Source organism: Paenibacillus sp. GbtcB18 (genome assembly GCF_019091125.1).
Taxonomy (GTDB): Bacteria; Bacillota; Bacilli; order Paenibacillales; family NBRC-103111; genus Paenibacillus_F; species Paenibacillus_F chitinolyticus.
This window is the reverse complement of sequence record NZ_JAGXJX010000003.1, coordinates 303,440-319,876: the sequence shown is the minus strand read 5'-3', so window position 1 is coordinate 319,876 and position 16,437 is coordinate 303,440. Positions and strand designations below refer to the sequence as shown.

Annotated in this window: 13 protein-coding genes; 10 read left to right on the top strand and 3 right to left on the bottom strand. The window is 51.3% G+C overall.

The features are described 5' to 3' along the window. Nucleotides 1-42 precede the first annotated feature (42 nt). From KVT34_RS11925 to KVT34_RS11900, 6 genes are all read left to right on the top strand, one after another. Nucleotides 43-3,291 (top strand): non-ribosomal peptide synthetase, encoded by a 3,249-nt coding sequence (locus KVT34_RS11925; protein ID WP_217558843.1) that lies wholly within the window; start codon nucleotides 43-45, stop codon nucleotides 3,289-3,291. Further along, on the top strand, nucleotides 3,281-5,107 hold the full coding sequence (locus KVT34_RS11920) for an ABC transporter ATP-binding protein (protein ID WP_217558842.1): 1,827 nt from the start codon (nucleotides 3,281-3,283) through the stop codon (nucleotides 5,105-5,107). The genes KVT34_RS11925 and KVT34_RS11920 overlap by 11 nt, the downstream gene beginning before the upstream one ends. Beyond that, nucleotides 5,104-6,837: an ABC transporter ATP-binding protein gene (locus tag KVT34_RS11915; protein WP_217558841.1), complete on the top strand. Its 1,734-nt coding sequence runs from the start codon at nucleotides 5,104-5,106 to the stop codon at nucleotides 6,835-6,837. The genes KVT34_RS11920 and KVT34_RS11915 overlap by 4 nt, the downstream gene beginning before the upstream one ends. Nucleotides 6,838-7,068: 231 nt before the next feature. Continuing rightward, a complete protein-coding gene (locus KVT34_RS11910; RefSeq protein WP_217558840.1) occupies nucleotides 7,069-8,508 on the top strand; it encodes an AcpB/EbpR/MafR family transcriptional regulator in 1,440 nt (479 codons plus the stop codon). A gap of 129 nt (nucleotides 8,509-8,637) precedes the next feature. Then, nucleotides 8,638-9,351: a purine-nucleoside phosphorylase gene (gene deoD, locus KVT34_RS11905; protein ID WP_217558839.1), complete on the top strand. Its 714-nt coding sequence runs from the start codon at nucleotides 8,638-8,640 to the stop codon at nucleotides 9,349-9,351. Then, nucleotides 9,348-10,529 carry a NupC/NupG family nucleoside CNT transporter gene (locus KVT34_RS11900; protein ID WP_217558837.1) on the top strand — a complete coding sequence of 394 codons (1,182 nt, stop codon included), beginning with the start codon at nucleotides 9,348-9,350 and terminating at the stop codon, nucleotides 10,527-10,529. The genes deoD and KVT34_RS11900 overlap by 4 nt, the downstream gene beginning before the upstream one ends. 54 nt (nucleotides 10,530-10,583) lie before the next feature. Here KVT34_RS11900 and KVT34_RS11895 read toward each other — a convergent pair whose 3' ends face one another. Further along, on the bottom strand, nucleotides 10,584-10,958 hold the full coding sequence (locus KVT34_RS11895) for a VOC family protein (protein WP_217558836.1): 375 nt from the start codon (nucleotides 10,956-10,958) through the stop codon (nucleotides 10,584-10,586). A 193-nt stretch (nucleotides 10,959-11,151) separates the two neighbouring features. Between KVT34_RS11895 and KVT34_RS11890 the strand changes: the two genes are divergently transcribed. From KVT34_RS11890 to KVT34_RS11880, 3 genes are all read left to right on the top strand, one after another. Next, entirely contained in the window at nucleotides 11,152-11,868 is a 717-nt protein-coding gene (locus tag KVT34_RS11890; RefSeq protein WP_217558835.1) for a TetR/AcrR family transcriptional regulator C-terminal domain-containing protein, read from the top strand. Between the two features lie 660 nt (nucleotides 11,869-12,528). Next, complete coding sequence (locus KVT34_RS11885; protein WP_217558834.1) at nucleotides 12,529-13,614, top strand: AI-2E family transporter; 1,086 nt, start codon at nucleotides 12,529-12,531, stop codon at nucleotides 13,612-13,614. A 99-nt stretch (nucleotides 13,615-13,713) separates the two neighbouring features. Further along, on the top strand, nucleotides 13,714-14,592 hold the full coding sequence (locus KVT34_RS11880; protein ID WP_217558833.1) for an NAD-dependent epimerase/dehydratase family protein: 879 nt from the start codon (nucleotides 13,714-13,716) through the stop codon (nucleotides 14,590-14,592). A 165-nt stretch (nucleotides 14,593-14,757) separates the two neighbouring features. Here the strand turns inward: KVT34_RS11880 and KVT34_RS11875 are convergent, their stop codons facing one another. Continuing rightward, nucleotides 14,758-15,222 (bottom strand): hypothetical protein, encoded by a 465-nt coding sequence (locus KVT34_RS11875; protein WP_217558832.1) that lies wholly within the window; start codon nucleotides 15,220-15,222, stop codon nucleotides 14,758-14,760. Nucleotides 15,223-15,254: 32 nt separating this feature from the next. Beyond that, on the bottom strand, nucleotides 15,255-15,707 hold the full coding sequence (locus KVT34_RS11870; RefSeq protein ID WP_217558831.1) for a hypothetical protein: 453 nt from the start codon (nucleotides 15,705-15,707) through the stop codon (nucleotides 15,255-15,257). Between the two features lie 233 nt (nucleotides 15,708-15,940). On the opposite strand from KVT34_RS11870, the gene KVT34_RS11865 reads away from it, so the two are divergent. Next, nucleotides 15,941-16,432, top strand: a complete 492-nt coding sequence (locus KVT34_RS11865; RefSeq protein WP_217558830.1) for an RrF2 family transcriptional regulator — start codon at nucleotides 15,941-15,943, stop codon at nucleotides 16,430-16,432. Nucleotides 16,433-16,437 lie beyond the last annotated feature (5 nt).

Genomic DNA, 16,437 nt, shown 5'->3' with positions numbered 1-16,437 from the left:
GCACTCCGGGTATGAGCCGATATCATTTTAGGGGAGGTACGCATGAAATCGTTGTTTGAAAAGGAAGAAATGTATTGGAAAGAAAAGTTCAATGCCGATGACAGCTTGACTTTTCTTCCTTACAATCCACCTTCCAAGGCTGTGGGCCAACCGAATTCCGAAGAGAAACCGGACGTTGTCAGCCTCACGCTGCCGCCCATGCTGTCCGAAAGAATCCTCAGGCTTGCCAACGGTTCGGATTTGGCTGTTTTTATGATCGTGCTGGCGGGAGTAAACTGCCTGCTCCACAATTACGCGAGGCGGGACAACGTGCTTGTCGGGATTCCGGCCGCAACGGGACCCGGAGATGAACCGGCGATCCACGATTTTCTCTTGATTAAAACGTACATAAACCGTCAAAGCACGTTCAAATCCCTGCTTGGTCAAGTTAAGCTGGCGATCGGTGAAGCGCTGGAAAATCAGCATCTTCCGTTCCGGAAAATGACGGGTTCCCTGAACATCGAAACTACTTCCGAAGGGACTCCTGTTCTAAATACGATTGTTACCTACAAAAAAATCCATAAAGCGGATATTCAAGGAAAGGCCGCTGCGGATACCGTTTATCAATTCGAATCGAATGAAAACTCCATCGAGCTGAACGTGAGTTTTAACAGTGGGCGCTATAACCGTGATTTTGTTGAAAAAGCCGCGGGACATCTCGTTCATCTTATGTCTGTCCTTTTATCTCAGCCGGATCTTGAATTCGGCGACGCGGATATGCTCTCACCTGACGAAAAGCAGCAGCTTCTGGTTGATTTTAATCACACGGAAACGCACTATGAACGGGAGCAAACGATTCATGGGCTGATCGAAGAACAGGCTGCCCGCGTTCCGGATGCGACAGCGGTGGTTTTTGAACAGGAACGTCTTACCTATCGGGAGCTGAACGAGCGGGCGAACCGGCTGGCGCGTACGCTGCGTGCGGCGGGTGTGCAGCCGGATCAGCTTGTCGGCTTGATGGCCGGACGTTCGCCGGAAATCGCGGTCGGCATTCTGGCGGTGCTGAAAGCGGGCGGAGCGTATGTACCGATCGATCCCGAATATCCCGAGGAGCGTATCCGCTACCTGTTGGAAGATTCGGGTGCGAAGCTGCTGCTGACTCAGCGGCGGCTGCTGGATCGTGTTCCGTTCGAAGGAACCGTATTGACGCTTGACGACAAGAGTTCCTACAGTGGCGACGGAACGAATCTGGAGCCGGTCAATGGACCGGAGCACCTGGCTTACGTGATCTATACGTCCGGCACGACAGGGAAACCGAAGGGCGTGATGCTGGAACACCACGGCCTGGTCAGTCTGAAGAACATGTTCCGGGACACGCTGGGCATCACCGAAACGGACAGAGTCGTTCAGTTCGCGAGCCTGTCGTTCGACGCGTCGTGCTGGGAAGTGTTCAAGGCGCTCTTTTTCGGAGCCGCTCTTTATATCCCCACAACCGAGACCATTCTGGATAACCGGTCGTTCCAGCGCTATATGCACGAAAACGGAATTACGGCCGCCATCCTGCCGCCGACGTATGCGGCCTATTTAAACCCGGATCATATGCCCGACCTTCAAAAGCTGATTACCGGAGGCTCAGCCGTATCGGCTGAATTCGTTCAGCAGTGGAAAGACAAAGTGCGGTATTTCAACGCATACGGACCGACGGAAGCTTCGATCGTTACCTCGGTTTGGACTGCCCGCGCCGACGATATCGGACTAAAATCGGTTCCGATCGGCCGGCCGATTCAGAATCACCGGATTTATATTCTGAACGATCATCGGCAGCCGGTTCCTGTAGGCGTAGAGGGAGAGTTGTGCATCGCGGGCGTCGGCTTGGCGAGAGGATATTTGAACCGTCCCGAGCTGACGGCCGAAAAGTTCGTGGACAACCCCTTTTCGCCGGGCGAGCGGATGTACCGGACCGGAGACCTGGCCAGGTGGCTGCCGGACGGGAACATCGAATACAGGGGCCGGATCGACCATCAGGTGAAAGTCCGCGGCTACCGGATCGAGACGGGCGAAATCGAGGAGCAGCTTCTGAAAGTATCGTCCGTACAAGAAGCGATCGTCATCGCCCGGGAGGAGGCGGACGGTCAGCAGTTGTGCGCTTATTTCGTGGCGCAATCGAAGCTGACGGCCGCCGCACTGAAGGAAGCGCTGGCTAAAGAGCTGCCGGGCTACATGATCCCGGCGCACTTCGTGCAGCTGCTCCGGATGCCGCTGACGCCGAACGGCAAAATCGACCGGAAGGCGCTGCCCGCCCCGGAAGAGAGTGTGGAGCAGGCGGAAGAGTATATCGCGCCACGCACGCTGATAGAAGTGAAGATCGCCCAAATTTGGAAGGACGTTCTCGGTCTTCGGAGGGTCGGCGTGAAAGACAATTTCTTCGATCTCGGAGGAAGCTCTCTTAGCCTCATGCGTTTGATTCAGGCGGTCTACGACGAAACCGGAATCGAAGTGCCGCTGAACCAGCAGTTCAAGAATCTGACCGTGGAAGCGATGGCGTTCGGGAGCGGAGAAACGGGCTTGGAGAAGGGCCAATCGTTTATCAAGCTGAATAAAAACGGCGCTTTGAACGTATTCTGCTTTCCTCCGGGAAGCGGATTCGGCATCGGCTACCGGGAACTCGCGAACTTATTGGACTACCGTTTCGTCTTGTACGGGACCGATTTTAAGGAAGAGGCGGAAAGCTACGAGGAGATGCTGGATGACTATATCGATGAAATCGTACACATTCAGGAGGAAGCTCCTTACGTGCTACTCGGCTATTGTTTCGGCGGGAATTTGATGTTCGAAGTCGCTCAAAGAATGGAGAAGCGAGGCTACCGCGTCTCGGACTTAATCATGGTAGATTCCTGGATTAAGGAGACTTTGACGCCCGCAGAAACGACTGAAAGCGAATGGCAGGAAATCCTGGAGGATTTGTCGGATACGGAAAAAGAAATGATGGCGAATCCCGTTATCCGCGAGCGTGTCAGCACCAAGGTACGCGCCACATTAACGTATGAAGCGCAGCTTCTTAACAGCGGTACGGTCGAAGGGCATATCCACGAGCTGATCGCCGTAGACAGCGACGCTTTCCGGTTGGAGCAAGGTTTGCCGACGTGGCGCGGTGCGGCTAGGGGCACCTACACGGAGTACAAACTTGCGGGCGCGCACGAGAAGCTGCTTGAGCCGGAATGTCTGGACGGGACGGCTGAGGTCATCCTCCGGATTCTGGAGGAAGTCGCACAGCGAAACGGAGCATCATCGAAGGTGCTGCATGGAAGCTGACCGACAGTCCATCGCCGGGAAGGGGGATTCAATGGCGGCACCAAAAAGCAAACGCGCATACGCTGCATGGAAAGCATTCCGCTGGTTATTAACTTTTGTAAGCCGTCACAGAGGCTGGATGATCGCAGGCACCGTATCCGCGATAGCGGCTGCCGTTATCGAAGTGTGGACGGGCAGTTTGATCGAGCAGCTGACATCCCAGGCCGAGAACGGAGCGGGGCCGGTTGTCATCGAAATCGTATGGACCGTTTTTTTGGTTATCCTGATCGGAGTGCCCGCGAAATATTTGATGATCTACGGAGTTGAGAAGAGCAGCGCTTACGCCGTGAGAGACATCCGCAATCATGTGATGAACCATATCGGCAAACTGCCTATTCATTATGTGGAAAAACAGCATTCCGGCGATATCCTGTCCCGTATCAGCAGTGATCTTCAGCTGATTCATCAATTTATGAGCCGGGATTTGGCCCAGTGGTTTTATCATCCGCTGCTGTTCGTAGGCTGTTTCACGTATCTGATCTGGATCCAATGGGAGCTGATGATGTACAGTCTGCTGCTTTTTCCCGTTTCGCTGCTTGTGTCTCACTGGATCGGCAAGCAGCTTCAGCAGCTGACGGAAGAAGCCCAGGCTAACATGGGACGGATGAATATGAACCTGCAGGACACGCTTGGCGGAATGCCGGTGGTGAAGAGTTATTTGCTGTCAGGTATGCTGTTCCGTTCCTATCAGTCGCTTCTGCTGTTGACGGCCCAGAAGAAACTGGCCGTGAAAAAAAGAGAATCGTGGGTCAACCCCCTGCTGTCCACGCTGATGCTCAGTCCGATCATTTTTGCCGTTAGCTACGGAAGTTATCTGATTTCCAAAGGGGAGCTCGGGACCGGGGAATTGATCGCGTTTCTTTATTTGCTGAATCTGTGTTTGGAGCCGCTCGATCATATTCCGGAATTGATCACACGCACGTTCGAGATGTCCGGCGCTTTAAAGAGGGTTTCCGATATTTTGGAACAGCCTGTGGAAAACCAGGAGGGACACGCGATTACAAAAACCGCCGCGCCGCCGGTCGAATTCCGGGACGTCTCCTTTTCTTATGAAACCGGATCTCCCATTCTTCAAAACTTGAGTTTTACGGTACCGGAAGGAAAGACGATCGCTCTGGTTGGCGCAAGCGGCGGAGGCAAGAGCACGGTTTTCAAGCTGTTGTGCGGTTTTTATCCGCTGGAGGAGGGGCAGGGAAACATCTCTGTATTCGGTCAACAGGTAACAGGGAGCAACCCGGAGCAGCTGCGTTCCCACTTCTCCGTGGTGACCCAGGAGTCGTACTTGTTTAGCGGCACCGTGGCCGACAATATCGCATACGGTCGGCAGGACGCGTCCATGGACGAAGTGATCGCGGCTGCAAAATCGGCGCAAGCGCACGATTTTATCATGAGTCTGCCCGAGGGGTATCAGACGTATGTCGGGGAACGGGGCGGCTTTCTTTCGGGGGGCCAGCGTCAGCGGATCGCCATTGCCCGGGCGCTTCTCAAGAACGCTCCCATTCTGCTGCTCGATGAGCCTACATCCGCGTTGGATCCGGAATCCGAGGGCGCTGTGCAGGAAGCTCTGCAAGTTCTGATGAGCGAAAGAACGACAATCGTCATCGCCCACCGGTTGTCTACCGTTCAGAATGCGGATGAAATTTGGGTTCTGGAGCAGGGGAGGCTTGTTGAAGCCGGGACGCATGCGCAGCTTTTGGAGAAGAAAGGACTGTACGCCCAATCGTACCTCCAGGAGTTTGCCGGACTTGCGGAAAGCAAGGAGGTGGTCTACACATGAAAGGCGGCGGGTTAGTCTCACAGGTGAAAGAACTCGGGTACTTAATGAGATTCATGAACCGCAGACGCAAAATTCAGTATTACACGGGTCTCGGTATTACGGCGCTCAATCAGACGCTGTTTCTCGTTTCCTTCAGCCTGGTTGTGCAGAATCTGGTCAACTTTGCCGATTACCGGGATTCGGCGCTGATGTACCGGGCATTTTATATCCTGGCGGGAGCCTTACTCTTGGAAAATGTCATTTCCCCCTGGTTTACGTATTTGTACCAGCGGAGCGTTGAATTTACGATCGTAGACGTGCGGGAGCGGCTGTACCGGAAGTTTTGCCGGCTTCGGCCGAAATATCTGGAACAGACGCACCACGGAGACTTGATGTCGCGGGTAAATAACGATGTGGCCGCGGTAGAACTCACCTTTTCCAGCATTTATTTCATGCTGCTGCTGCAAGTGGTGTTCAGTGTCGGCTCCATTATTTCGATGGTGCTGATCGACTGGAGATTCGCCTCCGTATCGCTGCTCGTTCTGCTCGTTTCTTTCTCGATCAGTGCCCGGTTTGCCCGGCAAATCCGTGTTCTTTCCGAGAAGTCGCTGCAAACTTTAGCGCGGATGACCGAAAAGTTTAAAGACTTTATCGGAGGCATTCAGCTCGTAAAATTGTTTCATATCCGTCCGGTTTATTCCCAGTACCGGAGCCTGAACGAAGACGTCACCCGGCTTGCCGAGCAGACCGCAAAAAAGAACGGGCTGCAGGCCGCCGTGAACCATTTTGTCAGCTATGTCACGTTCTGCGGAATTATCGTCATCGGGAGCCTGCTGTACGCTTTCGGGCTGATCGGGATGGGGAGCGTTGCGGCGCTTGCCGTTCTCCAGATCAATCTGACTCATGCGATTATGAATTTCGGGACGGTGCTGTCTATGGCCCAAAATTCGTTAGCCGGTGCACACCGGATTGAGGAAATTTTATCGGAGGAAGAAGAGCCGGAAAGGCTGGGCTTGCCCGATCCTAAGAGGTCCTCGGAGGCGATGGTGGAGTTCCGGGACGTCGAATTTTCCTATCAGTCGGACAAAAAAGTGCTGTACCGGATGTCCATGAAGGTATATCCGGGACAGGTCGCGGCTATCGTGGGCGCGAGCGGGAGCGGCAAAAGCACGCTGATCAAGCTGCTGCTCGGCTTTTATCCCGTGGACAGCGGAGAGATTTTGCTCGGAGGTAAACTCTTCGGCAGCTACACACTGGACGAAATTCGCGGGCAGATCGCTTATGTGCCGCAGGAGCCGTTTCTGTTCAGCGGAACGATCGAAGAGAACATCCGTTACGGCAACCCGCAGGCGACGGCGGACGACGTGATACAAGCGGCCAAAGCCGCGTATGCCCATCATTTTATCGAGGAACTGCCCGGCGGGTATGGAACTCAGGCAGGGGAGCGGGGAGCGTCTTTGTCCGGCGGACAAAGGCAGCGTATCGCGATTGCCAGAGCCATCCTGAAAAATGCCCCGATTCTGCTCCTGGACGAAGCGACGTCCGCACTCGACAACGAGTCGGAGCATTGGGTGCAGCAGGCTCTGAACGAATTGATGAAGGGGCGGACGACGATCCTGATCGCCCACCGTCTGAGTACCGTGGAGAAGGCGGATTCCATTACCGTAATGAACCAGGGAACGGTTGTGGAGCGGGGAACGCACCGAGATCTGTTGGAACAGGACGGCTATTACGCTAGATTGTACGGCTGACAGACCTGGATCAGTCAGAAGTAATGTCCTAATGCCCGCGCAGGGCAGAACATCTTAACCGCAGTCCGGTTACCGGATTGCGGTTATTTTGCGTACGGAAGGGAACAACTTGTAGAAGAGAGATATTGTTAGGTATACGCTGATTCGGACTGGAAGCATGGATAATCCGTTCCATACCGGTATAATGAGGGTACGAAAGTCGGGGCGATACCGGATCTGGAAGGTGATGAAATGAACAAAGATTTTAAGCTGATGAAGGCGCTGACCGAGCTGCTGGATTCCGAAGAGCGGTGGTTTACTTTCGGGGAGGCGGAGAGGGAGCTGGGCATATCGGACAAGTCGGTCCGGAAATTGGTGGAGGAGATAACGGCGCTTTTGCCGGGCACAATGAGTATCGAAGTTTCCAGAGGCAAGGGCATCTTCTTCCGCCGCGAACGTCACGGTCAGACTATCCGCGAGATCCTTGTGGAGCAGTTCAGGCAGACCTCTTATTACCGCCTCATGCACAGGTTGTTCACCTACGGCGGCCAGGCTTCCGCCGAGGAGCTTGCGGAGTTTCTTTATATGAGCGCTTCGTCGTTTAAAAAATTCATTATTCAACTGAATCGGGAAGATTTGAAGCCGTCCTGCCTGCGGCTCGCTTATTCTTCTCCGGCGCTTAAAGGAAATGAAATACACATCCGGTATTTTTACTGGAAATTATTTTCCGATTCACATCCTTATACAGGCTGGCCGTTCGCAGAAACAGATTTTGGACAAATCCAGGAATGGATAACGGACCTCGAAAATGAACAAGGGATCGTTTATTTTCTGAATTCCAAACGAAGCCTGATTTTCCTGATCGCCGTTACGCTGGAGAGAATCCGGCAGGGACATTCCGTTTCGGTAAACGGGAAGCTTTACGACTGGGAGAACGGCGCTTTCTATGAATCCGTCCGCCGTTTAGCGGGAAAGCTTGGACAAGAGTACGGCTTGGCCATTGCCGGGGAAGAAATTTATTTTTTGCAGTCGTTATGCAGCCTAAGTCAATACCATTACCGGAACGAAAGGGAAATGGCCCTGATGCAGGAGGAGGCTCTCCATCGGAACGAGGAGCCCAAATACCGGATGATCAACAATCTTTTACCGTTGCTCAGAGAAACTTTCCCTTCGCTAACTGTCGGCCACCGGTTTGTGATGGAGATGTGCGAGTTTTTCGAGAAACTGATGATCGATAATGCCGTTCCCGAACTGATGGAGGTATCGAAAAGCCGCCTGATCGCCTACATGCGCCGGGAAGAGCCTTTTATTTACGAAGGGGTAACGGAGTGTATAAACCGTTGGAGGCGTGAATACCCCGCCGTATCGGTCAGCTCGTACCATCTCGTCAAACTCGGTTTTATCGTCAGCTCCAATGTCCGGTATAAAAGCAAGAAAGCTTTTCTCATTATCGGTGAAGAGTTTTCTGTGCGCCATTATGTGGCCAACCGGATTAAAAGAGAGATCGGCGACGAGCTGACGATCGAAACTTCCATCCTGCATGAACTAAGCGATGAAACCGTCCGGGAGCGGGAGATTGATTTTATTATAAGTACGATGCCCGTTGCGCTGAAAACCGTGCCGGCCGTGATCATATCCGCCATACCGACGAAAAGAGACCTGGAGAACATTCGCAAAGAACTGCTCGAATAACCGCTTGGTCCCGATTATTCCGTATTCAACCGCTTATATGTGTCTAGTTTCCGGCCTCGATTTCTTTTATGCTGTGGTTGAAAGCGGTTGCGTACCGCCGATTCACGACAATCGAGGAGGAAACACAACATGAGTATCCACTTGGAAGCCAAACCCGGAGAAATCGCCGAACGCGTCCTGCTGCCGGGAGATCCGCTCCGCGCTAAATTCGTGGCCGAGCATTTTCTGGATGAGGTGCGCTGCCATAACGAAGTGCGAGGGATGTACGGCTTTACCGGGTTATATAAAGGAGTTCCCGTTTCGGTTCAAGGTACCGGTATGGGGAATCCTTCGATGAGCATTTACGTGACGGAGTTAATCCGGGATTACGGGGCAAAGAAACTGATCCGAATCGGTACCTGCGGCGCGATGCAGCCGAATCTCAAGATCCGCGATCTTGTGCTGGCCCAAGCGGTCTCCACCGACAGCAACATGACGGACAAAATGTTTCATGGCTGCAGTTACGCTCCCACGGCCGATTTCGGCATGCTGATGCAGGCCTATCAAGGAGCCAAGCGGAGCGGCGCCAACGTATTTGCCGGGAATGTGTACAATTCCGATGAATTTTACCGCCATACCCTCGACAGGCTGCATACGTTTATGGAGTTCGGCGTTCTCGCCGTCGAGATGGAAAGCACCGCGCTTTATACGCTTGCCGCCAAATACGGAGTGAAGGCGCTGAGTATTTTGACGGTAGGCAGTCAGCTTCTTACAAACGAACGTTCCGCGCACAAAGACAGCGAGCAATCTTTCAATCAGATGGCCGAAGTCGCCCTGCAAACGATTATTGAGGATGCCGTATGAAATACGTACTGGCTTTGATCGGCCTTATCGTCATTTTGTCGCTCGCATGGCTTGTCAGTTCGGACAAGAAAAAAATCAAGTACCGGCCGGTCCTCGTGATGATTGCCCTGCAAATCATTTTAGGATTGATTTTGCTTAAAACAGGCGTTGGAGAATTTCTTGTAAAAGGATTCGCGGACGGGTTTGCCAAGCTGCTCGGCTTTGCCAACGTAGGAACGGATTTTGTATTCGGCGGAGTCGTAAATGAAGGGATTCACTCGTTTTTCTTCCACGTCTTGATGCCTATCGTATTCATGTCCGTTCTGATCGGAATCTTGCAGTATTACAGGATCCTGCCTTTTATTATCAAATATATCGGGCTTGCCTTAAGTAAAGTGAACGGAATGGGAAAACTGGAATCTTACAATGCGGTCGCTTCCGCGATTCTGGGACAGAACGAAGTTTTTATCTCGATCAAAAAACAGATCGGGCTGCTCCCGAGAAACCGTCTCTATACGTTGTGCGCGTCAGCGATGTCGACGGTATCCATGTCGATTGTCGGTTCCTACATGACGATGTTGAAGCCGGAATATGTGGTGGCCGCATTGGTGCTGAATCTTCTGGGCGGGTTTATTATCGCCTCGATCATCAATCCGTATGAGGTGAAGCCGGAAGAAGATATTTTGGAAACCCGGGAGGAGTCGAAACAGACGTTCTTTGAGATGCTAGGCGAATATATTATGGACGGCTTCAAAGTTGTCGTAATCGTCGGCGCCATGCTGGTCGGGTTTGTTGCGCTCATTGCCATGATTAACGGCATTTTCAGCAGTGTATTCGGAATTTCATTCCAAAACATACTCGGGTATGTTCTCGCTCCGTTTGCCTTCCTCATGGGTGTCCCTTGGCACGAAGCCGTAAAAGCGGGAAGTGTCATGGCGACCAAAATTGTGGCGAACGAGTTCGTGGCAATGCTTGATTTTGTGAAAATTCAAAACGATTTCAGTGAACGTACCCGGGCTATCGTGTCCGTATTCCTGATCTCGTTCGCTAACTTCGGATCGATCGGCACGATCGTCGGCGCCGTTAAAGGGTTGAACGAGAAGCAGGGCAACGTAGTGGCCGGGTTTGGGCTTAAGCTATTATACGGAGCGGCTCTCGTGAGCTTCCTGTCGGCGACGATCATCAGTATCGTATTCTGATGCAGCCGTCTGTTTAAGATATACTTCGGCCATAAAAAGAAACCGAATGAGTTTTTAAGACGAACCGGCAAAACTCGTCACCTCGAAAAGTATTCCGTCCAGAGCGGAAAAATACAGGGTGTAGCCGTTCCGGATCTTTCTGGGGCCTTGATCCACCGGAATGCCGGAGCTGAGGAGCCGGTTGTAAAAGGCGTCCACTTCCTCCGGCGTATCCCTGTAAAAACCGAGATGAAAGTCTTGGGGGTAGGCGGGACGCTGTGCGCCGGGTTTGGAAAAACTGCTGAGAACGAGGCTGAATCCCTCACCGTCGCTCATGGCGGCAATGGCGTCCCCTTTCTGTCCGAGCAGCTTAAAGTCAAAGATTTGTTCGAAAAAAAGCCGGGCTTCCGTCAAGTCGTTTACACACAGATTCAAATGGTTAAGTTTCATGATTTTCTCTCCTTTTGGGTTCATTTCATCCAGGCTTCGGTACGTAATTTAACGTGCGACTACGGGATGAATGCCGAAGACGTTACTGAACGGGTTTAACAAAACGAATATAATCTAATGGCATTAGAATAATCTAATGGTGTTAGAATATAGGACTATGTTATACTTGTCAAGTGAAAAAGGAGGGAGCCTAATGGCAAGAAAACGGACCGTTTCGGTTCATCCGTCAACCGGGCGTCATGAGGATGAAAAGCTGCATACTCCGCTGGACCGGAACCGAATTGTCCAAACGGCGCTTCAGCTTCTGAATGAAAGCGGCCTGAAAGAGCTAAGCATGCGAAAAATCGCAGATAAGCTTCAAGTTAAAACCGCCTCTCTTTATTATCACGTCAAAGATAAAGAACAGCTAATGCAGCTGCTGCTGGATCAAATATGCGGGGCTATGGCTTGGCCGGACTCGTCACTTCCATGGAATAAGCAGTTGATATTGTGGGCGGAGCAATTCAAGCAGGTTCTGCTATCGCACCGGGATGCGGTGGAGTTGTTCAATTCCGGCCTTGGCGGAGGATATGAACGGTTAACGCAAATGGAAAAACTATACGGGCTATTTGCTGCGGCGGGATTTAAGGACGATCAGATCCCTTGGATCGCTTCGATGGTCAAAAATTACGTGCTCGGATACGCTGCCGAATTAGCTAGAATTCACGCTTTTGCCGGTGGGGTTCAGACAACGCCCGAGGAACTTGGCGAACAGTACAGCCGTTTTTTCAGGCAGCTTCCCGAGGAGCGGTTTCCTCATTTGATTCGGCTTGCCTCTCATACGACGAACACGAATTGGGCGGAGGAGTTCGAATTCGGACTAGGCGTGCTGATAAACGGCTTTGCGGCGAAGCTTCAAGACAAGTCGTAACCTTCCTCATTATTGCAAAAGAGAATACGTAGCTGATCAAATGGCGCGATTTGCGCGATTTGCAGCGGAACGAATAGAGCGCACTGACGCCGGTAACTTGCACCGGTTGCGCAAGAGGCTGATCGCACCGGAACCGGGCGGTCAGCCTTTTTATTAGGAACTGCCAACAAATAGGGGAAACCTATTAAACCATCGGTTATTATATATTTTTAAGATCAAAAGGAGCTTGTTATAATCGGTTTCAAACGGGAGGGAGGAAAGAAAATGAACTACAGAAAACTGGGCAAAAGCGGCTTGTCGGTTAGTGAAATGGCTCTTGGGACCGCGGTTGTCATTTCCGTCAGCGTAAGCTGAACATCCGGAAACCGTTCGCGAAACGCTTTTAAAACATCGACCATGGTTCCGCCGACTGCCGAATCCACGAATGTGATGGACAGATTCCCGATTCTGCCTTGTCCGGCGAGCCGTGTTTTTTTGATGGACTGTTCCAGTTGAGCGACAAGGCTTCTGGACTCTTCTAAAAATACTGTTCCTGCAGGAGTCAGCAAAATTCCGAGTCCCGGTCTGTGTTTTTTCTTTTATTGAGTTTCCTCCGATCCGGGTAATGTATGGCATAACGTAATTTGGCGCTTGCCGTCAAAAGGAAAGGGGGAGAGGAACATGTACCTTCAGAGCCGTTTTTTTCGCGTATGTCTGGGAATTATCTCCGTGCTTCTGATCATTCTGCTATTCAGTAAAATCAGCTTTGTGTTCAACCCCTTGATCACGATGATCAATATTTTGATCGTTCCGTTTATGATGGCGGGCTTTTTCTATTATTTGCTCCGCCCCGTGATCCAGTATTTAACGTCTCGGAAAATGAACAAAGTCTTGTCAATTCTTCTGGTGTATTTTGTGCTGAGTGCGATTGTCATCGTTTTTGTTATCGGCGTGTGGCCGACGCTTCAGCATCAGGTGGAAAACTTCGTGAACGGGGTTCCGGGACTGATCGAGAATTTTAAACAACAGATAGGCAGGCTGCAGCAGAACCGGATGTTCTCCATGTTCGCGGGAAGCGAATCGGATCTGTCGACGAAGCTCTCGGAGTATTTGAACCGGGTGATTACGGCGGCTTCCGACTATGTGTCCAACGTGATTGCGATCTTGACGAATTTCGTGATCATAATTGCGACGGTTCCGATCATTTTGTATTACATGCTGAAAGAGAGCGAGCATATCCCGTCCTCGATTCTGACCGTCGTTCCGAGACGCTACCGCCGGGACGGTAAAGAAGTGCTCGCTAACATCGACTCTGCGCTTAGCGGGTTTATCGTGGGCCGCGTCATCATTACCAGTATGCTCGGCGTTATGCTGTACATAGGGTTTCTGATCATTGATCTTCCATACTCGCTTCTGCTGGCGATTGCGGCTACGATCTTGAATATCATTCCGTACATCGGACCTATTCTCGGCGCGATCCCGACGATTATCGTCGCTTTTACCGTATCGCCCGCCATGGTCGCCTGGGTGCTTGTAGTGACGGTAATCGCGCAGCAAATCGAAGGTAACCTGCTGTCTCCTCACATTTACGGGAAAAGGCTCGATATCCATCCGCTGACAACCGTCATTCTGCTTCTGGTTGCCGGAGACATTGCGGGGATCTTGGGCGTCATTCTGGCAATTCCCGCTTACATTGTGTTGAAAATCATTATCGTGCGCGTTTATTCGCTGTTTTTGGCGGAGAAAGTGGAGGAGCTTGTGGAATAGAGGTTTGCTTGCTTGAACGAAGGCTGCCGTCAGGCAGTCTTTTCTTTTTGGGTTTTGGGGAAAGAAGATGGTAATATTTACGTAAGGAGGGGATTGACGATGCAAAACGTGCTTATTTTAGGCGGAACACGCTTTTTCGGTAAAAAGCTGGCTGCGAACCTGCTCCGCGGCGGGGCGGATGTAACCATCCTGACGAGAGGCAATACTGCGGATTCGTTCGGTCCTGACGTCAAAAGGCTTCATTCCGACCGCACGGATGCGGCTGCGCTGCGTCAGGTGATCGGAGCTGCGGATTATGACGTGGTCTACGACAATATTTGTTACACGCCTCAAGATGCGGAACAAGCGGTGCAGTTGTTTGCCGGTCGCACCGGCCGGTACATCGTGACCTCATCGAAAAGCGTCTACCCGTTCGGAGGCCCCCGCAAAAAAGAGAGCGATTTCGATCCTTACGGCTATCCGCTGCCTTCCGTTTACCCGGACCAGCCGGACTACGCGGAGGGCAAACGGCTCGTTGAAGCCGTTTTGTTCCAAAAAGCGCCTTTTCCGGCAGCGGCCGTACGGTTCCCGATCGTCCTGGGCCCGGATGATTATACGCGCAGGCTGCATTTTCATCTCGAGCATATCAAGCAGGGACTTCCGCTCGGTATCCCGAACCGCGATGCGCTCCTGACGTTCATCGACTCGGATGAGGCGGCTTCTTTCCTGGACTGGCTTGGCACTTGCACGCTGGAAGGCCCCGTCAACGCCTGCTCCAAGGGAGAGACTACGCCAGGTAAAATCGTCTCCCTTATCGAGGAAGCCTTGAACAAGCAGGCGCACGTTAAGGGCGAAACGGACGCAGAGCACATGTCCCCGTTCGGCGTGCCGGAATCCTGGTACATGGACACGTCCAAAGCCGAAGCAGCCGGCTATACGTTCCGTAAACTGGATGACTGGCTGCCGGACTTGATCCGCAAGCTTGCCGCGGAAGGCTAGGAGCGGAGTAGTATAGAAAGCTAAGCCTCCACCACAGAAGCAGGAACACTCCCTGGGATTTGCAGACGTTCGTAAATGGATGGAGACAGCTGAATCTTGAGTTTACGAAACTACAAAAAGCACGCTCGTATAACGGAGTGTGCTTTTTTTTGCATGGAATAAAATTCAGATGCCGCTTTTAGTTTCGGCAGCCTGGGCTCCCGTAACGCTAGGGTCTTCCTTCCCGGAACCGACTCCGACTTGTGACTTGAACGGATAGAGCGCCATAAACAAGCTTAATCCTGCTATGAACGCGAATGCTTCAAAATTGGTATAAACCGAGAGTAACAGCATCAGAGGGGGGGCTGCATAGATAAACAGCGGATAAAAGCTCAAAACAAAAAAAATGACAAAGACAGTAAAAAACAAGGCCCGATGAACTTGTATTCTGCTGGTTATAAAAAGAGTCCCGCTATAGATGCCTGATCCCATAAACAGCAAAATTTTAAACGTACCGAGCAAGGGAGCAAAACTCCCGGGAAGCCTTGCAATTCCTTCATGAATATAGTCTTGGAGCTGGGTCGAAACTAAAAAGAAAATTGCGGCTCCGAGCAGCCAAATCAAAATAAACAACGATTTATTCAGCTTCATTGAAAAACTCCTTATAATGAGTTGGGTTAAAATCAAAAATTCCGGAAGCCTGCTCCCCGGTCATTTGCGGTTTCTGCCGAGCGCGGGCGATCCGGGGATTTACCTTTGAATTTATAAAGCGCCATAAACAAGCTTAATCCTGCGATGAACGCGAACTTTTGATAATGGAGGAGAAGTAAATCCATCATCGGCATAGGTACGGCGAATATCAGAAGCGGATAGTAGCTCAAAATCAAAAACAGAATAAATACGGCAAAAAACAAGGGCCGGTGAACAGTCAGTTGACTGGTCAGGAACAGCGTACCGCTATAAATACCCGTTACGATATACATCAAAATTTTGAAGCTGTCCAGGACGAAAGTGTTCGAGTAAACGGAATTCGCACGGTTGAAATCCAGATACAGTTCCAACTTCATGATCCCGTAAAAAAGAATCGCGGCCCCGATTAACCAAACAAAAATAAACGCCGTTTTGTTTACTCTCATAGAAAGAAATCCTCCTTAAATTCATCAGGTTAAATTTACCATATTAATCGCGTTTTTGGTAGTTAGGAGCGTTAATAATGGGTAACCAGCGATTTGTCCTGCATTTTCCCTTGCCAAACAGACAGGCATTGTATAATATGGACATTATAGATCCATAATTAAACTAAACTAAAGTTCCTTACAACTTCTCACTCGTTTTTAAATTTGCACCGGAAGGAGGTACCAGCCAACTCATGCAATTTTCCAAAAGCACAGGGTACGCTCTGCATGCACTGATTCATTTGGCGCATACGGAACGCGGGCGCAACGTAGGCATTAAGGAATTATCGGCCTGGCTCGGCGTGTCGGAAAGCTATTTGTCCAAAATTATGTCCAAGCTTCGACAGGACGGTATCGTACGTGCCGTTCCGGGAGCAAGCGGCGGTTACGAACTGGCCCGAGAGACCGATCAAATCACCTTTCTCGACGTCATTCAGGTGATTGAAGGCCGTCAGCATTTGTACGAATGTTTCAAAATCAGCGAAGATCATCATCCGATGTTTTTCGAATCGGAAGTTTTGGAGCCCGAATCGCCAGACGGAACGGGCAGCAGAGAGTGTCTGATCAAAAAAGTGATGATAGGCGCCGAACAGCATTTGAACGACTATCTAAGATCGCACACGATCCAATCCGTTCTCGACTCGGCGTCCACCGGAAACGACAAGGCAATCGACAAGAAGTTATAAACTTC